The 17,456-nt window shown below is 68.8% G+C and carries 20 protein-coding genes and 1 pseudogene; 11 read left to right on the top strand and 10 right to left on the bottom strand.

What is annotated here, in order from left to right; all coding sequences use genetic code 11:
- Nucleotides 1–11: 11 nt before the first annotated feature.
- The 5 genes from ACFV6V_RS07095 to ACFV6V_RS07075 all read right to left on the bottom strand — a co-directional run bounded on the left by ACFV6V_RS07095 (nucleotide 12) and on the right by ACFV6V_RS07075 (nucleotide 6,432).
- A complete protein-coding gene (locus ACFV6V_RS07095; RefSeq protein WP_385560269.1) occupies nucleotides 12–668 on the bottom strand; it encodes a DUF2238 domain-containing protein in 657 nt (218 codons plus the stop codon).
- 156 nt (nucleotides 669–824) lie between these two features.
- Nucleotides 825–1,274 (bottom strand): PPOX class F420-dependent oxidoreductase, encoded by a 450-nt coding sequence (locus tag ACFV6V_RS07090; RefSeq protein WP_385560265.1) that lies wholly within the window; start codon nucleotides 1,272–1,274, stop codon nucleotides 825–827.
- Between the two features lie 157 nt (nucleotides 1,275–1,431).
- On the bottom strand, nucleotides 1,432–3,345 hold the full coding sequence (gene htpG, locus ACFV6V_RS07085; protein ID WP_385560262.1) for a molecular chaperone HtpG: 1,914 nt from the start codon (nucleotides 3,343–3,345) through the stop codon (nucleotides 1,432–1,434).
- A gap of 87 nt (nucleotides 3,346–3,432) precedes the next feature.
- Nucleotides 3,433–4,383: a GNAT family N-acetyltransferase gene (locus ACFV6V_RS07080; RefSeq protein ID WP_385560259.1), complete on the bottom strand. Its 951-nt coding sequence runs from the start codon at nucleotides 4,381–4,383 to the stop codon at nucleotides 3,433–3,435.
- A gap of 324 nt (nucleotides 4,384–4,707) precedes the next feature.
- Nucleotides 4,708–6,432, bottom strand: a complete 1,725-nt coding sequence (locus ACFV6V_RS07075) for a SpoIIE family protein phosphatase (RefSeq protein WP_385560256.1) — start codon at nucleotides 6,430–6,432, stop codon at nucleotides 4,708–4,710.
- Between the two features lie 373 nt (nucleotides 6,433–6,805).
- Here ACFV6V_RS07075 and ACFV6V_RS07070 point away from each other — a divergent pair, with 373 nt between their 5' ends.
- The 4 genes from ACFV6V_RS07070 (at nucleotide 6,806) to ACFV6V_RS07055 (ending at nucleotide 8,659) form a co-directional block, all read left to right on the top strand.
- The gene (locus ACFV6V_RS07070) at nucleotides 6,806–6,991 is read left to right on the top strand and encodes a hypothetical protein (RefSeq protein ID WP_385560254.1); all 186 of its coding nucleotides are present in this window, start codon (nucleotides 6,806–6,808) and stop codon (nucleotides 6,989–6,991) included.
- A 474-nt stretch (nucleotides 6,992–7,465) separates the two neighbouring features.
- On the top strand, nucleotides 7,466–7,612 hold the full coding sequence (locus ACFV6V_RS07065; protein WP_385560251.1) for a hypothetical protein: 147 nt from the start codon (nucleotides 7,466–7,468) through the stop codon (nucleotides 7,610–7,612).
- A gap of 31 nt (nucleotides 7,613–7,643) precedes the next feature.
- The gene (locus tag ACFV6V_RS07060) at nucleotides 7,644–8,051 is read left to right on the top strand and encodes a DUF3662 domain-containing protein (RefSeq protein ID WP_385560247.1); all 408 of its coding nucleotides are present in this window, start codon (nucleotides 7,644–7,646) and stop codon (nucleotides 8,049–8,051) included.
- Nucleotides 8,052–8,218: 167 nt separating this feature from the next.
- Nucleotides 8,219–8,659 carry an ATP-binding protein gene (locus ACFV6V_RS07055; protein WP_385560245.1) on the top strand — a complete coding sequence of 147 codons (441 nt, stop codon included), beginning with the start codon at nucleotides 8,219–8,221 and terminating at the stop codon, nucleotides 8,657–8,659.
- A 116-nt stretch (nucleotides 8,660–8,775) separates the two neighbouring features.
- On the opposite strand, the gene ACFV6V_RS07050 is transcribed toward ACFV6V_RS07055, so the two are convergent.
- Nucleotides 8,776–9,891 (bottom strand): glutamate--cysteine ligase, encoded by a 1,116-nt coding sequence (locus ACFV6V_RS07050; protein ID WP_385560242.1) that lies wholly within the window; start codon nucleotides 9,889–9,891, stop codon nucleotides 8,776–8,778.
- A 272-nt stretch (nucleotides 9,892–10,163) separates the two neighbouring features.
- Here ACFV6V_RS07050 and ACFV6V_RS07045 point away from each other — a divergent pair, with 272 nt between their 5' ends.
- The 3 genes and pseudogenes from ACFV6V_RS07045 to ACFV6V_RS07035 all read left to right on the top strand — a co-directional run bounded on the left by ACFV6V_RS07045 (nucleotide 10,164) and on the right by ACFV6V_RS07035 (nucleotide 11,152).
- Nucleotides 10,164–10,379, top strand: coding sequence for a CsbD family protein (locus ACFV6V_RS07045; protein WP_385560239.1), 216 nt, complete (start codon nucleotides 10,164–10,166; stop codon nucleotides 10,377–10,379).
- A gap of 96 nt (nucleotides 10,380–10,475) precedes the next feature.
- Nucleotides 10,476–10,733 (top strand): annotated as a pseudogene (locus ACFV6V_RS07040) (FAD-dependent oxidoreductase); the annotation flags it as partial.
- Nucleotides 10,661–11,152 carry a Rieske 2Fe-2S domain-containing protein gene (locus ACFV6V_RS07035; protein ID WP_385560617.1) on the top strand — a complete coding sequence of 164 codons (492 nt, stop codon included), beginning with the start codon at nucleotides 10,661–10,663 and terminating at the stop codon, nucleotides 11,150–11,152. The pseudogene ACFV6V_RS07040 and the gene ACFV6V_RS07035, both read left to right, overlap by 73 nt.
- 5 nt (nucleotides 11,153–11,157) lie before the next feature.
- Here ACFV6V_RS07035 and ACFV6V_RS07030 read toward each other — a convergent pair whose 3' ends face one another.
- Nucleotides 11,158–11,286, bottom strand: a complete 129-nt coding sequence (locus ACFV6V_RS07030) for a hypothetical protein (RefSeq protein WP_361287408.1) — start codon at nucleotides 11,284–11,286, stop codon at nucleotides 11,158–11,160.
- A 90-nt stretch (nucleotides 11,287–11,376) separates the two neighbouring features.
- Here ACFV6V_RS07030 and ACFV6V_RS07025 point away from each other — a divergent pair, with 90 nt between their 5' ends.
- On the top strand, nucleotides 11,377–11,859 hold the full coding sequence (locus ACFV6V_RS07025; RefSeq protein ID WP_385560236.1) for a flavin reductase family protein: 483 nt from the start codon (nucleotides 11,377–11,379) through the stop codon (nucleotides 11,857–11,859).
- A 13-nt stretch (nucleotides 11,860–11,872) separates the two neighbouring features.
- Here the strand turns inward: ACFV6V_RS07025 and ACFV6V_RS07020 are convergent, their stop codons facing one another.
- Nucleotides 11,873–14,023, bottom strand: a complete 2,151-nt coding sequence (locus ACFV6V_RS07020; protein WP_385560234.1) for a SpoIIE family protein phosphatase — start codon at nucleotides 14,021–14,023, stop codon at nucleotides 11,873–11,875.
- A gap of 241 nt (nucleotides 14,024–14,264) precedes the next feature.
- Between ACFV6V_RS07020 and ACFV6V_RS07015 the strand changes: the two genes are divergently transcribed.
- Genes ACFV6V_RS07015 through ACFV6V_RS07005 form a run of 3 tightly spaced genes read left to right on the top strand, consistent with a single transcriptional unit; the run spans nucleotide 14,265 to nucleotide 16,124 of the window.
- Nucleotides 14,265–15,272 carry an iron-containing redox enzyme family protein gene (locus ACFV6V_RS07015; RefSeq protein WP_385560231.1) on the top strand — a complete coding sequence of 336 codons (1,008 nt, stop codon included), beginning with the start codon at nucleotides 14,265–14,267 and terminating at the stop codon, nucleotides 15,270–15,272.
- Nucleotides 15,269–15,922, top strand: a complete 654-nt coding sequence (locus ACFV6V_RS07010; protein ID WP_385560228.1) for a HemK2/MTQ2 family protein methyltransferase — start codon at nucleotides 15,269–15,271, stop codon at nucleotides 15,920–15,922. Before ACFV6V_RS07015 ends, ACFV6V_RS07010 begins: the two co-directional genes overlap by 4 nt.
- A complete protein-coding gene (locus tag ACFV6V_RS07005) occupies nucleotides 15,903–16,124 on the top strand; it encodes a CDGSH iron-sulfur domain-containing protein (RefSeq protein ID WP_385560226.1) in 222 nt (73 codons plus the stop codon). Before ACFV6V_RS07010 ends, ACFV6V_RS07005 begins: the two co-directional genes overlap by 20 nt.
- 35 nt (nucleotides 16,125–16,159) lie before the next feature.
- Here ACFV6V_RS07005 and ACFV6V_RS07000 read toward each other — a convergent pair whose 3' ends face one another.
- Together ACFV6V_RS07000 and ACFV6V_RS06995 are read right to left on the bottom strand one after the other, a co-directional pair.
- A complete protein-coding gene (locus ACFV6V_RS07000) occupies nucleotides 16,160–16,621 on the bottom strand; it encodes a DUF6114 domain-containing protein (protein WP_385560223.1) in 462 nt (153 codons plus the stop codon).
- The gene (locus ACFV6V_RS06995) at nucleotides 16,612–17,238 is read right to left on the bottom strand and encodes a DUF6230 family protein (protein ID WP_385560221.1); all 627 of its coding nucleotides are present in this window, start codon (nucleotides 17,236–17,238) and stop codon (nucleotides 16,612–16,614) included. The genes ACFV6V_RS07000 and ACFV6V_RS06995 overlap by 10 nt, the downstream gene beginning before the upstream one ends.
- Nucleotides 17,239–17,456: the final 218 nt, after the last annotated feature.

Here is a 17,456-nt window from a genome sequence, read left to right as displayed (position 1 = left end):
CCATCCCCCGGTTACGCGAACCGTCGTGTCAGCTGCCGGTCATGCCACCTGCTGAGCACGAGCAGCGCGAGTGTGGCCCCGGCCAGCGCGCAGAACATGTCCCACTGGGTGTCCCACACATCGCCCTGTGTGGCCAGGAAGTCGTCCGCTGCGTGCCCGCCGATCACGGCAGCCGCCCACTCGAACATCTCGAACACCGCACTGAAGGCCAGGCATGCGCAGACCGTGAGTGGCGCGAGCCAGCGGCTGCCGCGCAGTGGTGAGGTGCGTGCCAGCAACTCCCGCACCAGGATGGCGGGGACGAAGCCCTGCATCAGGTGTCCGAACCGGTCGTACGGGTTCCGGGCCAGCCCGAGGCCGCTCTGCACCCATTCACCGAGTGGCACCCTGGCGTAGGTGTAGTGCCCGCCGAGCGCCAGCACGAGGGCGTGCGCCGTGAGCAGGCAGCACAGCAGGCCCGTCAGCGGAAAGCGCCGCCACGCCAGCACGACCAGGGGCAGCCCGATCAGCACCCACACCACTTCCAGCAGCCAGGTCACGCGGTCGTACGGCGCCCAGGCGGAGACTGCGAGTCCGGTGACCACGACGAGGACGCAGACACGGGGGAGAACCGCGTGGGGTGCGGGCGTATCGGCGGTGGGGTGAGGGGTGGTCTCGATCAGGGACATGGCGGCGCTCCTTCTCCTCGGCCGCTTCATCATGGCGGCCGGGGTCCGCGGGAGCCTGAGTACGGCTACTCAGATGCCCGGGCAGCGCACAGGTGCTTCGGCGAGCCCGCGCTCGACACGTCCTCGTTGCCGTCCACCTCGCCGGTCAATGCGGTGTTACTCGGCGATTCCGTGGCGGGCGATCACCCGGTCCACCCGTGCGCGCACCAGGTACTCGCCGGGAACCGCGTTGCGCTCGCCGTACTCACGCCCGCGTGCCTCGCCCATGTAGCGCGCGCCGATCCGCGCCGCCCACCGAGCCAGTTCGCCCGGCTCGTCGGTGAGTCGTGCCGTGCATTCGAACATGACGTACGCGAACGGTGGTTGCTGGTCGTCGACACAGAGCGAGAAGCGGGGATCACGGCGCAGGGACTTGCACTTGAGGGATTCGTGCCATGTCGTGAAGAGGAGCTGAGGTGTCCCCCCACCGTCGGTCTCCGAGTCGTCGATGAGGAACCAGACCGGGGTCACATGCGGTCTGCCGTCAGCTCGGTTCGTCGCCAGCTTGCCGGTCCTCGTGCCTTCCAGGACGAAGGAACGCCACTCGCGCCCGCTCATCTCCCGCATGGACACCATTCCTCGCGCGTCGCCAGGGCAGTCGTTGGGCGCGAGGATACTCCCGGGACACAGGCGACGGCGGAAGGCGCCCCGCCGCCACTCCGTTCGCCCCGCATCGGCGGCCTGCCGGTCTGCTGAGGCAGACCGCCGACGGCTTGCCAGACGCCTACAGCGCGCGCTCCAGGCGGTCCGCCATCAGCTTGACGAACCGGGCCGGTTCCTTGGGCTGGCCGCCCTCGGCGAGGGTGGCCAGACCGAGGAGGAGTTCGGCGGTCTCGGCGAGTCCGGTGTGGTCCTCACGGTCCTTGTGGGCCTGGTTGAGGCCCTTCACGAGCTGGTGGTCCGGGTTGAGCTCCAGGATCCGTTTGGCGCGGGGGACCTCCTGGCCCATCGCGCGGTACATGTTCTCCAGGGCCGGGGTCAGGTCATGCGCGTCGGAGACGATGCAGGCCGCAGAGACGGTGAGACGGGAGGACAGGCGCACTTCCTTGATGTCCTCGTCCAGCTTCTCCGTCATCCAGGCGAGCAGCCCGGCGTACTCCTCGGTCTGCTTCTCCCGCTCCGCGTCGGGGGTGTCGTCGTCCTTGGTGTCGAGGTCGATCTGGCCCTTGGCGACAGAGCGGAGCTTCTTGCCCTGGAACTCGCCGACGGCGTCGGCCCAGACCTCGTCGACGGGGTCGGTGAGCAGCAGCACCTCGATGCCCCGGTCCCGGAACGCCTCCATGTGCGGGGAATTCTCGATGCTCTGGCGGGACTCGCCGGTCAGGTAGTAGATGTCCTCCTGGCCGTCCTTCATCCGCTCCACGTACTGCTTGAGCGTGGTCGGCTCGGTGGCGTGGTGTGTACCGGAGAACGACGCGAAGGCGAGGATGGCCTCGCGGTTCTCCGGGTCGGTGACGAGACCCTCCTTCAGCACGGTGCCGAACTCCCGCCAGAACGTGGCGTAGCGGTCCTCGTCCCTGGTCATCATCTCCTTGACCGTGGACAGGACCTTCTTCGTCAGCCGTCGCCGCATCATCTCGATGTGGCGGTCCTGCTGGAGGATCTCGCGGGAGACGTTGAGGGAGAGGTCCGCCGCGTCGACGACGCCCTTGACGAAGCGGAGGTACGGCGGCAGCAGCGCCTCGCAGTCGTCCATGATGAACACGCGCTTGACGTAGAGCTGCACACCGCGCTTGAAGTCCCGGGTGAACAGGTCGTGCGGGGCGTGCGCGGGGAGGAACAGCAGGGCCTGGTACTCGAAGGTGCCCTCTGCCTGGAGGCGGATCGTCTCCAGCGGATCCCGCCAGTCGTGGCCGATATGCTTGTAGAGCTCGTGGTACTCGTCGTCGGAGACCTCGTCGCGCGACCGCGCCCACAGTGCCTTCATGGAGTTGAGCGTCTCGGCCTCGGGGGCGTCGTCGCCGGTGCCGGCCTCGGCGGTGCCGCTTTCGGGCACCATCCGGATCGGCCAGGTGATGAAGTCCGAGTACCGCTTGATGATCTCCCGGATCTTCCACGGAGAGCAGTAGTCGTGGAGCTGGTTCTCCGGGTCGGCGGGCTTGAGGTGGAGGGTGACCGACGTGCCCTGCGGGGCATCGTCGACCGTCTCCAGTGTGTACGTGCCCTCGCCGCGCGAGGTCCAGCGGGTCCCCTGGCTCTCACCGGCGCGCCGGGTGACCAGGGTGACCTCGTCCGCCACCATGAAGCCCGCGTAGAAGCCGACGCCGAACTGGCCGATGAGCCCTTCCTGTCCGGCCGCGTCCTTGGCTTCCTTGAGCTCCTGGAGGAACTTCGCGGTGCCCGAGTTGGCGATCGTGCCGATGAGCCGCCCGACCTCGTCGTACGACATGCCGACGCCGTTGTCCCGCACGGTGAGGCTGCGGGCGTCCTTGTCGGTGTCGATGTCGATGTGCAGGTCGGACACATCGGCGTCGAGCGTGTCGTCCCACAACTTCTCGAGGCGCAGCTTGTCCAGCGCGTCGGAGGCGTTGGAGACCAGCTCCCGCAGAAAGACGTCCTTGTTCGAGTAGACCGAGTGGATCATCAGCTGGAGCAGCTGACGGGCCTCCACCTGAAACTCAAACGTTTCCGTCGGCATATTCGCTTATCCCTCACAGGTCCTATGGTCAGAACTGGGCGGCCTCCACTCTAAAACACCACGTCAGCAAGGGGGTCTGAAAGGGGGTCAGCCGTTCTTCACCGGGAGGGTCACTTCCCATGTATCGACGGCGTAGTGCCTGCGCATGCCGTGCGCCTCGTAGATGCGCAGCGCCCCGCTCTTGTCGAGGGTGTCCACCCCGAGGCCGATGGTCTCCCGGCCGAGTCGCGCGTACACGCCGAAGGCGTGCCGCAGCAGATAGCCGCCGAGGCCTCTGCCGCGTGCTTCCTCGCGGACTCCGAGGTTGCGGACCCAGCCCATGCTGGCGCGGTCGTTGCGCGACAGGAGCACCGCGGTGTCGCCGAGGTCCTCGGTCGAGGCGATCCACACCAGGGACCAGTCCTGACGGGAGCCGTCGATGTCCTCGAACCACTGCTCATAACTGCGGCTCTGGTGGTCGAAGTGCGCTGCGAAGGTTTCCTCGACCAGTGCGTGGGCGCGCAGGCGGTCGGCTTCGGCGGTGCAGTCCCGCAGGGTCGTACCCGGGGGCGGCTGCGGAACGAGGTCGGACTGGACGGACAGGGGGCGCTGCATCACGTGGTAGCGCCGTACTCGCTGCCAGCCGCGGGCTTCGAGCCGCTCGGTGTCCGTCGTCGGCTGCTGGTTGAGGTGCAGGTGCACGACTGCCTGCGTGGCTCCGTTGGCGCGTGCGCGCGCCAGCGCCCGTTCCTCTGCCAGTTCCAGGAGCCGCTCCCCCGCGGCTTGGTGTTCGGGCAGCACGTAGTGGTCGGCGTCGATGCGGTCAGCGCCCGAGTCGTCCCACACCAGCGCGTACGCGACCAGCCGGTCACCCTCGAAGGCCAGCCAGGTGTCCTGCTCGATGTCCACCTCGGCATGGCCGAGGTCGGCTTCGACGGTGTGCAGGTCGGTGTCCGGGCGGCCGATCTCGATGGTGTCGATGGCGTTGAGGAGGTCGCAGATCAACGGCGCGTCGTCCAGTGTGGCGGCGCGCACGCTCATGAGGGGTCTGTCATGCATCAGACCACTCTCGGTGGCCTCGCCGCGCCGCCGCAAACCGTTTATGCCACCTGAGGGGGGCGCTGGAGTTCTCGCTCCCTTGGAGTCACCGAGCCCTCACAACGGTGGCCCCACGGGCTGCACCGGCGCATCGGTTCACACCCGGCCTTCCCTCAAGGGCTCTCCGAGTAGCTGCTCCCGGGCATAGGTCGCTCGCCCTCTCACCCACTTCGCAGAGTGACGCAGCGCGGCGGTGCGGTGGGCGAAGACCGCGCACGACACCGCCTCTGCTCCGACGGCCCATTTGACTGAGGCTCTCCAAGCCGCACTCAACTGAGGCGGCGGTCAGCCTGCATGGCTTTGATCAGGGGTGCGAAGGGCCAGGAATGCGACGTCGTCGTCGTTGTCCTCCGGGCGCGCTTGACTGAGCAAGGAGTCGCTGAAGGAGTCCAGCGGGCGGCGGGCCAGGGACGCGGCGTGTCTTCGGAGCCTGTCCATTCCGTCGTCGAGGGTGTGGCGGCGGGACTCGATCAGTCCGTCGGTGTAGAGGACGAGGGTGGACCTCGGCGGCAGAGTGAGTACGGCATCCGTCCGGGAACCCTGGCCACCGGTGCCGAGCAGCATGCCGTGCCCGCCCTTCAGGAAGCGTGTCCTGCCGTCTTCGGAAACCAGGAGCGGGGGCGGATGACCTGCGTTGGTCCAGTGCAGCGTCCAGCATCCGTCGTCACCCCTGGCGATCCGGGCCACCACCATGGTGGCCATCGGTTCCTGAGCGATATGCATGACCGCTTGGTCGAGATGTGTGACCGCGACGGATGGCGACTCGGGATGCATCCAGACGAAGGCTCGCAGCATGTTGCGGATCTGTGCCATACCGCCGGCGGCGTCGAGGTCGTGGCCCACGACGTCGCCGATCGCCAGGGCGGTCGCACCGTCGGAGAGCGAGAAGGCGTCGTACCAGTCACCGCCGACCTGAGACGCATGCGGAGCGGGCACATACCGGGCCGTCATCTCCAGCCCCGGCACCGTGGGCATCTGTGGCAGCAGATGCCGCTGCATCGTCTCGGCGACCTTGCGCTGCCGCTCGTAGAGGCGTGCGTTGTCCAGAGCCAGGCCCGCCCGCCGGGTGAGGTCCTCCAGCAGCGGCAGATCGGAGGCGGTGAAGGGCTCGGCCCGGCGCGAGCGGCCGAGGGTAAGTGCACCCAGCACCTCGCGCAGTCCACGGATCGGGGCGATGGCGGCCGAGTGCATGCCCGTCTCGCTGAAGAGCCGTTGCTGCTCGACGGCGATACCGGAGTCCGGTGGCCCGTGGTACATGGCCGGGCTGGCAAGCGTCGAGGCGGCACCGCGCAGGGCCCGCGACAGGGGCATCGGCGATTCCTGCGGCACTGGAGGCATGGGGCCCTGCAGGTCCGGGCGCTCGATCAGCACGCCTTCCTCATGCTGTACGACCAGTGCGCGCCTGACCTCGTCGACCTCGGTGATCAGGTCGAAGACCGCCCAGTCCGCGAGCCGGGGCACCGTCAGTGCTGCCAGGCGGCGCAGCGCTGCGTCCACGTCCAGTGTGGAGGTGAGCTGGGTGGTGGTCTCCGCGAGGAGTGCGAGTCGGTCCAGTTCCGTCAGCCTCGTGGAGACCTCGGCGTCGTCCTGGTGGGCGTCTGCCGGGTCCTCCGGCTTGTAGAGCAGGACCAAGGCGCCGAGAGCTCCGGCGCCGAGTTCGCAGGGAGTGATGACCCAGGACAAGCCAATCACCGTATCGTCACCGCGGGTGAACCAGTCCAGCTCGCAGTGCCTGGTGCTGTTCGTGAGGAGAGCCATCCTCAGTCCGCAGCGGCTGCGAGGCAACGGATGTCCGTGACTGTCACGGTGTAGCAGGTCGTGCGCGTCATGGCCGACGAGCTCGTTCGCCGTCATCTGGAACAACTTCTCGGATCGCCCGTTGACCGCGACGATGACTCCCTTGTCGTCCACAGCGAAGGCCGCCGCCGTGACTTCTTCGAATATCTCGGCCGGCAGGCTGCGCCGAAACTCCTCAAGCGGGTCTTCCCCACCCGGTGCGGCGATGGCCACTTCCCCTCCTCGTTCCGGCTTCTTCTCTCTGGTCTACCACCGCCGCAGTAATACAAGCATGTCCCGCATTCTGCGCGGCGCGAGGTTTGGGGCGCGGGTTCCGGGGAACGGCTGCGCGGCGGTTCGGCGAATGGCCCGGATACCTGATTCCGTCCGCCCGCGTGCTGGTGTCGCCGAGAGACCCGGGCGACGGTTCTCACGAGGTCACGACCATACATACAGGACGACAGAAGCACGATGGTGTGGTGACCGCCGGTCGTACTGCGAGGCGGCGGTCGGGCTCTCCAGGCTACGCAGCGTACGGGAGCAAGACGAGAGGTACGTCCTCGTCCAGTCCCTGAAAACCGCTGCTGCGGCCCTGGCGGCCTGGCCTATGAGGGCTGCCTTCCTCCACCACTTCGTGGAGCTCGCCTGCGCCTTCCATTACCCCCTGCATTACTCGGTCCCCGACGACAGCCAAAACCTGGCCGCCCTCATCGATCGGTTGCACGCGCTTACCGCCACCGGCGACTTCAATAAGTTCACCGCCATCGCCCACTTCCTGGCCGGCCGCCCCTGACTGGACCGTCGGCCATCCGCTGGACCACGAGCGAAGGCACAGCCGCTCCGCATGGCGCGACATGGTCCTGACAACCGACCCCGTACGCACCACTGCCCCGAACACGCTCTGTCCGGTTAGGGGACGTGCATAGGTAAGGGGGACCGTCCGCGACCTGCCTCCGATCAGGTGCCGATCCTGCTGCTCGCCCCGTGCCGCTGGTGGTGCCTGTCCCCCACTGACAGGCACCACCAGCGACGCACCGCCCTGATAGAGAGGTCGGGGACCAGACGGGGAGGCCGACCCTCGGATCGTGTACCCGTCGCCCCCACACAGACACCCCCGTCGAAGTTCGGGGCCGACGTGCTGTTCAACACCTGTTGTGGCGTCGCCGCCGTACGTGCCGCCGAAACCATGCAGCACCTGATGGCGTTGTGCGGACATCGTTCGAGCGGCACCGGGTAAGCGGAGGGGACACAAACCGAAGGAGGGCCAATGTCCGGGTTGATGACTCGCCTCAAGCAGTTCACTCGGAGCCCGCAGGGCCGTCGCACCATCGCATCGGCCAGGCGTGCCGCTTCCGACCCGCGCAGGCGTGCCCAGGCCCGCAGCCTGCTCAGCCGACTGCGCGGACGACGCTGACGACGCTGACGACGAAGGCGAGTGCCGGCGTATGAGCGGGGAAGCACTGACGCGGTGGGAGCGCGCCTTGGAGCGCTGGCAGAACGCGCTGGTCTCCAAGGCCCTTCGCCATGAGCCCGTCGAACTACTCGATGCGTTGCGTCGTACGTGCGATGAGCACGCTGTGGTGTGCAGCGAGAGCAGGGTCATCGTGCCCAATGCCTACGAGGTGGAGCTCGACGAGCCGGTCTACGAGGAGTTGATGCGCAACTGCGGCGGCACGCTGGGACAGGCGCTCGCCGAGGATCTGAATCGCCACGGCGAACGAAACGGGTATGAGTGGGCAGGACCGCTGACCGTGCGGGTCACCTCGACCGTGCGTCCCCCGGACGAACCATACCGAGTGGCAGGCAGCCCCATGCCCCACATACGCGCCGACGCCTTCGGCGCGGCGGACTGACCACTCCGGAGCTGCGCCCTGCCCGGCAAGCCTGCTTTCGACGCTCGACCGAAGGCATCCGCGCCGCCTGTCCCGGACATGTGGACGGTCCCCCACTGCACGTCCATGACGTGTATGAAAACGTGGGGGTTCACACAAGACCGCGAAAGTCGGGACCCGGGATGCTGATGGAGCCGCAGGCTGACGGCGAGGGCTGTCCCACGCTCCGACGGGCCGGCTACGCCTTCGGCGGGGGCAACGGATGCATCGCCGAGGCCCGCGACCACGTGGGCGATTTCCTCACTCGGGCACGGGCCGAGCAAGGCCTGAACGTACCCCCTCGCACCACGGAACTGGCCCAGCTCGTCGTAAGCGAGCTCGTCACCAACGCCTGCAAATACGCCCCCGGCCCAGTGCTGATGGAGCTGGAAATCACCACGACCGAGATCGAAGTCGTCGTCTGGGACAGCGACCCGAACGTCCCAGCAGCCCGAACCTTCGACCCGGACCGAATCGGCCAGCACGGCCTGGAGATCGTCAAAGCCATCACCCACACTCTCGAGATCCAGCGGCAGGCCGTAGGCAAACGCGTCGCCGCCCGCATCACCCTCCAGGACACCCCACCCTGACACCACCCATCACCACGATGAGGCGATCGAGGTGAAGGCAGCTGGTGAGCCGTCGGTCGCCAGCCCCTGAGGCCCACTGCTTGCGCTCGACGGGTACCGCGAGGCGCGCCGACAGATCACACCCCTGTCCGGGAGACGGTCAAGCGAGCTGTCGCGTCGACGACATCCCGGAGTTGCCCCGCGTGGCGGTACCAGGCGCGCTGGCGGTCCGCTCCGGTGCCGAGACTGAGGTGGCGAGCGAGGAGGCTGAGCACCGTCGGGAGATCACCGGCCGCTGCGAGACCCGGCGCCGCGCGGACGAGGAGCTTCCCGACGAGCCACCTGGCGGGCACCAGCCGGTCGGTCAGGGGGTCGGGCAGGAATCCGGTCACACCGGCACGGGCAGCGCACCGGTGAGCAGTGCGCAGTTGGGAGTCCGCCACCGGGGGCGGCGGGCGTTCGTCGCGTACATCGGCCAGCAGCGCGGCGCACAGTCCACGGACGATCGCGGCAAGCAGGACGGTGCTGTGCAGGTCGGCGTTGACGTCCGCGACCCGTATTTCCAGGGTGGGTACGTGCTCCGACGGCCTGGAATACCAGTAGAGCGAGCGCCGGTCGAGGACAACCCCCGAGTCGATCAGGGCGTCCAGGGTCGCCTCGTACCCGGTGCGGTCGAGCAGGGGGGAAGGCCCTACGGAAGGCCAGCGCTCGAACTCCACCGAGCGTCGGCTCGCAAAGCCACTGTCCCGTGCGCCGCCGAACGGAGAGTTCGCAGCGAGGGCCTGGAGCGTGGGCAGCCAAGGGCGGACATGCCCGGACAGTGCCACCGCTTCGGACTTGTCGTGCGTGCCGACATGCACGTGGCAGCCACAGGCGATGCCTTCCACCCCGTCCACTACGCCTCGGCAGTGCGCTTGCATACGCAGGTAACGAAGCTTGTCGGTGACCGGTATGGGACTGGTGGGAGGAATGATGGGCGTTCCCGATGCCAGCAACAGGCAGCCCGCCTCCCGTGCCGCTGACGCCATGTGCGACCGCAGAAGAAATAGCTGCTCGCGGAGATCCGCGAGGGAAGGTGTCGGGCGGGTACACGTCTCCACGACGCAGCTGTAGAACTCGCTCTGGACCAGATCGCCGAGCAGGGGCCGAGCCCGGGCGAGCACTTCCAGGGCTCTGGGCACCGGCTGCCTGGTGTGCCGGTCGACGAGCAGGAACTCCTCCTCGACGCCGACCGTGCGCACCATCTGGTCCATTGCGCGCGGGTCCGCCCCTCCCCACGAGCTCTCTCCCAGCCGCTGCAACAGGGCCATAACACACATATACCCCAGCCAGCATTCTGCACTCAGTTGCAAGCCGGGCCGGCAGATGACGACCAGGGCCTGATCCGAAGGCTGGCGACCTGGTCGGGGCCCTGCCGCAAGCAACTGACCCGATATCCGGGAAAGGCGAGGTTTGGCGGGGACCGTCCGAGGTAGCCGCATTACGTAGCCGTAAGCATCGTCAACCCGGCAGGGAGCTGATTCACGTGGCTGCGCAGGGCAAGAAGATCCGCGGCAAGGCTCAGGAGACCGTCGGCAAGGCCAAGCAGAAGGCCGGCGAGGCGGTCGGAAACGAAGAGCTGCGCACGAAAGGCACCGCCGACCGTGTGGCGGGCAAGACGAAGCAGGCCGCTGCCGAAACGGAACAGACCGTGCGCGGCACGGCCGAAGAGATGAAGGGCAAGGCCCGCAAGAACATGTAGGTAGCGGATTCGGGCGGGCAGGATGAGGCCCCTGGACTCACATGATGAGTCCAGGGGCCTCATCCTGCCGCCCCACAGGCCGGTCACCGCAGTCGCATGCTGATCGTCACCGGCGACAAGTTCACCCCCGGAGACCCGAGGGACCCGGGTGCGGCCTGGCACGTCCAGACCTTGACGGACTGGGCGATGCGTTGTTTCTCAGGCTTCTCCCCGATCCGGCGTTGGGCCGCCCAGGACGCGTTCTCGACCGACCATGTGCCGCATGCAGGTCGGCTCCATCCCTGGGCACGTCATGCCTATGTGGCAACGGGCTTCGGCGGCTGGGGGCTGAGCGGAGGCATGATGGCGGCGCGGCTGCTCAGCCGCCTGCTGACCGACACCGGCTCCCCCTGGGCCGACCTGTACGACCCCGTCCGCTCCCACCCGCGGACCGAGGGCCCGGCCGTGCTTCGGCTCGGCGCGAAGACGACACGGCATCTGATCGCCGGCCGACTGCCTGGCGGAGGGCCCCGCTCGCGGACGACATCGGTCCTGGCCAGGGCGCGGTACTTGGTGGCCGGGGCGGCGGACCGTCGGCGGTACACAGGGACGCCGCCGGAACCCTTCACACCGTGTCCGCCCGCTGCACGCACATGGGGTGCATCGTGCACTTCAACGAGGCGGAATGCGCGTGGGAGTGCCCGTGCCATGGCTCCCGCTTCGCTGTGGACGGAGACGTCCTGCAAGGCCCTGCTGTGCACCCTCTGACGCAGCGCGACGACGAGGGTGGCTGAGGAGCTCAGCTGCTGTGCCGTGACAAGTTGTAGAGGAGGACGAGGACGGCCAGGACCATCACCGCCACATGCAGCCACCCTGGGGCGGCAGCGGCGTCAGCGGCCAGGGCGGGGTGTCCGAGTGGAGACGTCATGCGCCTCGTGTACCCCGTCGGCGTAGGGTGATTCCGGCGTCACAGCAAGTCGCTGAGAAAGACCGTCCCGCCACTCGGTACGTTGTGGGGGTGGAGTTCGATGCGTTCACCGATGTCCTGGACTATCCGCTGTACGTGGTGACGGCCGCAGCCGGGGACAGGTATTCCGGATGCCTCGTGGGGTTCGCCTCCCAGTGCTCGATCGACCCACCGCAGTTCGCCGTATGGCTGTCGAAGGCGAACCACACCCACGGCGTCGCGAGCGACGCTTCCCACCTGGGCGTACACGTGCTGGATCGGCACAACCTGGATCTGGCCGCGCTGTTCGGGTCGCTCACGGGCGACGACGTCGACAAGTTCGAGCGTGTGGCGTGGCACCGTGACGGAACCGGCGTCCCGGTCGTCGCCGATGTCCGCACCTGGTTCGTCGGCCGGATCGTGAGCCGCTTCGACGGCGGTGACCACACAGGGTTCGTACTGTCACCCGTGGGCGTGTCGGATCCCGTGCCCGCACCTTCTCCGCTGCTCTCCTTCAGTGATGTCCAAGGCCTCCCACCGGGGCATCCGGCCTGACCGGAACGGTTCGTCAGGGGTGCTCCGGCGTGCGGCGGATGACGAGCAGGGCGATGTCGTCCGTGCGTGGGGTGTGGGCGGTGGCGTGGGCGATGAACAGGTCGGCGAGTTCGTCGGTGGTTCGGTGCCGATGCCCGGTGAGGCCGGCGACCAGGGACGCGACAGCGGCGTCGATGTCGATGCCGGGAGCCTCGACGAGCCCGTCGGTGTAGAGGACGAGCACTGCGCCAGAGGGCAGGGGGATCTCCGTGGTGGCGTAGTGCGCCTCCGGGTCGATACCGAGCAACAGACCCGGGGACAGTGCGACGACCTCCACCTGGCCGTCGGGGTGCAGGAGCAGCGGCGGGGGGTGACCTGCGGTGGCGATCCGGGCACGGTGGCGGGAGAGATCGAGGCGGGCGATCAGGCAACTGGTGAAAAGTCCCGGCTCGAGGTCGATGAGCAGGCGGTTGGTGCGGGCGAGTACGTGAGCGGGGGGCGTTCCCGCAGTGGCATGGGTGTGCACGGCGGTGCGGACCTGCCCCATGAGCGCGGCAGCCTGGATGTTGTGGCCCTGGACATCCCCGATCGCGGCGACGGCGTCACCGGGGTCGCTGCGGATGAGGTCGTAGAAGTCGCCGCCGACCTCCACGCCGTGACCGGCGGGCAGATAGCGAGCGGCGACGTCCAGTCCCGGGATGTCGGGAAGAGTGTGCGGGAGGAGTCCGGTCTGGAGGGTGCGGGCGAGCTGGTGTGTGGTGTCGTAGAGACGGGCCCGGTCGAGGGCTTGGGCGATCAGTCCGGCCAGAGAGGTCAGCACGGCCCGTTCCGCGGGAGGGAAGGGACGGCGCTGGTCGTACGACAGGACCAGTGAGCCCACGGGGCGGCCGGAGGCGATCAGTGGCAGGAAGGCCCAGGCATCCCGGTCCTCGTAGCGATCGGCACCGGGATAGGCGCGTTTGAGCTCGTCGTACGAACAGAAGAAGTGCGCGACGCCGGTGGTCAGGGTGTGCACGTTCGGGGTGTCGGCGGTCAGGGGCATTCCGTCGTAACGGGAGATGAACGGGCTGCTGTAGCCGCGGTACCCGACGATCCGCAGTCGGCCGTCCTCCACCGCCATCAACGCCAGGCCACGTGGCCCGAAGGCCGGCACCAGCTGGTCGGCGACGGTCTCGACGAGGTCGTTGACGCCCGCGGTTTCCGTGAGAGCAGCCGCCAGGTGCATCAGGTGGTACAACGCGCTCGCCCCACCTGGCTCCGCTGAGGGCTGCGCAGTTCGTGGGGGCGTCGACGGGGAGGATTCACCGGTGAGCGGGGTGATCTGGACGCTGATGCCGCGGTCGTCGGGATACAGGTGGAAGGCCAGCCAGCGGTCCGGCGGGCGCAGGGCGGTGAAGGACGTGGGCCGTCGGCTGACCACGGCCGCCCGGTAATGATCTTCGAAGAGGGGATCGTTCATCCACAGCAGCGCCTCCCAGGGCCGGGCACCGCGCAGTGCTGCCGCTCCCGCACCGACCAGTTCGGTCGCCGCGGTGTTGATGAAGGTGATCCGTCCGTCCATGTCCAGGGCGCAGCATCCGACGGGGATGCGCTCGGCGAAATCGAGCGCGGCCCTTGCCTCGTCGGGGTCGGGTTCATGCGCTCGCGGCGGGGGCAGCGCACGTGGCTCGTCCCCGATGTCCAGCGGCTCGCCGCGGTCGACGGCCTGCTCCAGGAGCACCCCGGCGCGATGGCAGACTGCGGTGATCGCCTCACGCTCCTGCGCACTGAGAGTGGGCGGGTGCCAGGTGGGCCACAGCAGCACCAAGCCGCCCCACACCGCGTCGCTCTCGCCTTCGAAGGGGGCGGCGGCCAACATGAAGTCGTAAGGCAGGACGATTCCGAGCCGCGGGTAGCGGCGGGCCACCTCTTCCTGGCTTGCCAGCCAGACCGCTCGGCGCTCCCGGATCGCGTCCGAGACGGGGACGGGGGCGTCCACGGGGACGCGGGTCCAGGGAGCGGCAATCCGGGGCACGACGCCCGACACGACCGCGAGTCGCAGCACCCGCTCCCCCGGCGCCAGCACGTACACGAGCCCGACCGAGGCGTTGCTGCCGCGTACGGCCTCGGCGAAGACGGCGTCGAGCGCCTCAGGACCGGGGCCGGAGCCGGTCGCCGAGGAGGCGGAGGCGGAGGCGGAGGGCATAAGGTCACCTGGTCTTCCGTCTGTGCACCGGCCGGCCGCCCTCGCGGGCGGTGCTCAGCGGCACGGGCAGCGGCACATCGCGGCACCCCTTCCACATATCACCCATAACCGGACCATACGTCTTCCGGTCCGGCCGGATCCGGTCGGCCGCGTCGTGGTCACGGTGCGTCGAGCCGACAGGTACGCGGAGGAGTCTGCCGCCGGCGACGGTGCTTCCGGGGCACCGGGGTACACGCAAGACATGACCGAAACAGCGACCTCGGGGGACGGACCGCACCTCCCACGGGCACGCGGACCGCTCTCGGCGGCAGTCACCGCGTATCTCGCCTTGGCGCAACCCATTCCCGCCGGCCTTCGGGTGTCGGAGGCGGAGCCGTACGGCCACGACCTCCAGCTTGCCCTCTACACGTGCTACGAGCTGCACTACCGGGGATTCGCCGGGGTGGACGCCGCCCTGGAATGGGATCCGGAGCTGATCCGCCTGCGCCGCCCGCTGGAGGAACGATTCCTCACCGCGCTGCGCCGGGACGCTTCACGTCACACGACGGTGAAGGAGGCCCTCGACACACTGCTGGCGGAGCCGACGGACGGCAACGGCGTGTCCCACTTCCTCAGGGACGAGGGAGAGCTGTGGCAGCTCAGGGAGTACGCGGCACAGCGGTCGCTCTACCACCTGAAGGAGGCAGATCCTCACGCCTGGGTGCTGCCGCGGCTCCGCGGCCGAGCCAAGGCGGGGATGGCAGCCGTGGAGTTCGACGAATACGGCGGGGGACGAGCCGAGCGCGTCCACGCACAGCTGTTCGCGAACCTCATGACGGATCTGGGCCTCGACACTTCCTACGGCCGCTATGTCGACGCCGTCCCCGCCCAGGTCCTGGCCACCGTCAATCTGATGTCGCTGTTCGGGCTGCACCGCGCCCTGCGCGGCTGCCTGGTCGGCCATTTCGCCACGCTGGAGATCACCTCGTCGCCCGGATCCCGCCGCATGGTGGATGCCATGAGGCGCACGGGGGCCGGACCGGCCGCCGAGTTCTTCTACGGCGAGCATGTCGAGGCCGACGCCGTCCATGAGCAGGTCGTCCGACGCGAGGTGATCGGGGGTCTTCTGGAGGATGAGCCTTGCCTTGAGGCCGACGTGGTCTTCGGCATCGATGCCACCGTGTATCTGGAGGAGCGGCTTGCGGCGCGTGTCCTGGACGCATGGCGCGGCGGAAGATCGTCGCTCGCCCTGGAAGCGAGGCCGGTTTGACGCTCATCGCTCTGCCGGGTGTGTACGCCCCGCAAGACGACACGGCCATCCTGGCCCGGGCTCTGCGCCGCGAGGCGCTTCCGGCGGAAGCACAGGTCCTGGACATCGGGACGGGGACCGGGGCACTCGCGCTGGCGGCGGCGATGCGGGGAGCCCGGGTCACAGCGGTGGACGTCTGCCGCCCCGCCGTCTGGAGTGCTCGTCTCAACGCACTGCTGTCCCGGACGCGGGTGCGGGTGCTCCGCGGCGATCTGGCCACCCCGGTCGCGGGGCGCCGTTTCGATCTTGTCGTCGTGAACCCGCCTTACGTACCCAGTCCCGCTCCCACGCCACCGCGACACGGTCGCGCGCGAGCGTGGGATGCCGGTCGGGACGGCCGGGCCGTCATCGATCGCATCTGCCGCGAAGTGCCCGCGCTTCTCGGGCCCGGCGGCGTACTGCTCGTGGTCCACTCCGCCCTGAGCGGCGTGGAGCTCACCCTGGGGCGCTTGCGGGCAGCCGGGCTGACCGCAGACGTCACCGAGCGTCACCTGGTGGCTTTCGGGCCCGTGCTGCGCGCGCGGCGTTCCTGGCTGTGCAGTCGCGGACTCCTCGGTCCCGGCAGCCAAGCGGAGGAGTTGGTGGTGATCCGTGCCGAACGAACCTGCTGAGGGGCCCGGCCGCACCCGGCCGCGGTGCCGTGTCATCCTCCCGGTGGACGGCCCCCTGCTCATCGAGGGCCCGATCGAGGTCGTCCTTCAGGACGGCAGCACGGTCTCCTCGGACCGTTTCTGCGTCGCCCTGTGCATGTGCCACAGAAGTCGCAGCTATCCGTGGTGCGACGCCAGTCACCGGCGGCGCACGCGGGGCTGAACCCCTGGCCCCACCGCTCACGTCTCGCGGAGGCTTCAGACGTCGGTATCCGGGGCGCCGGCCTGCGCCGGCTCAGCCCAGGCGCAGGCGAGCGAGCCGCCGATCAGGCCCGCGAGCAGGCCCAGGAAGAGTCCGCCGAAGTTGGCGAGGGGGAAGGACACCAGCGACAGAAGCAGGCCGGCGATTCCGGCGAACACCCGGGTCTGCGGTCGCACCCAGAGGCTGACGCCCAGGGCGATGAGGAGGACGCCCGTGATCAGGGCGCCGGCGCCTGCCGTCGTGGACAGGGCCAGCGGGATACCCGAAAGGCTCAGCCGCACATACGGGAAGTACAGGATGGGCACACCCGCCGTCAGGGTGAACAGGCCCGCCCAGAAGGGTCGGCTGCCGCGCCACGCCCGGAAGCGGTGCCGTGCGGTGCGCACGTGCTCCCGGCCCGCAACCGGGAAGCGGGAGAGTCGGGGCGCGGCCTCTGTGGGTCCGGGGTTCAGAAACACTCGTGACTTCCTTGCCTGAGCCGCATGCTCAGATCGGGGACGTTCAGCGTGGCCGCGCTCACGGCGACCGCGGTCACCTCCACGTCCGTCAGTCGCGCCGCATCGGCCTGTTGGGCCACGCCGTCCGGATCGAAGTACCGTGACTGCTTGTCGCCCGGATTGATCGGCCCCTTGGTGACGGCGCCCGCGGCCACACCCATGTCGATGGCCTTGAAATTCGCCTGGCCGACGTCCAGCTCCTGCGCGTCGATGAACATGTTCCGTGCTTCGGCCCGTTGCTCGCCGCCGCCACCGGTCAGCCTCAGGGTGTACGGGCCCAGTACGGGGATGGGCACCACCACCGACTGGCACAGGCCGCTGATCTCGGCATGCCGGAATCCGGTGACCGTCACCGGTACGGCGGTGCCCTCCCGGGTCACGTCGACCATGCCGTAGATGCTCAGGCCCCGGACGTCCAGCGTGTCCGCGCTGACCTGGAACGTCCGGCCGGAGATCAGGAAGGAGGCAGCCAGTGCCCCCTGGGCCATTCCCACGCCCACGGCCCCGGCTGCGGCCACCGAGGTGACGAGCACCAAGGCGAAGCGCTTCCAACGGGTCCTGCCGAAACCGTGCGACATGGCGCCTCCTCGGGCCGTGGAGCGGCGCGGCCTACGCCGTACGGGGAGAAGGGACACGTCCCTGTCCAGTGCTGGATCCCAGGCTGGCGGATCTTTCGCGTGACGGCACGTTGAAACGGCAGACGGGTGAGGCGGGACGACTGCCGGTGAGTGCACACGCGACATCGCACCCCTTCGCCCCGGCGGGCCAGCCCGCCGGGGCGAAGGGGTGCGATGAA

Source organism: Streptomyces sp. NPDC059828 (assembly GCF_042731955.1).
Taxonomy (GTDB): domain Bacteria; phylum Actinomycetota; class Actinomycetes; order Streptomycetales; family Streptomycetaceae; genus Streptomyces.
The sequence above is the reverse complement of the archived record's forward strand: the minus strand, read 5'-3'. Positions and strand labels throughout refer to the sequence as shown.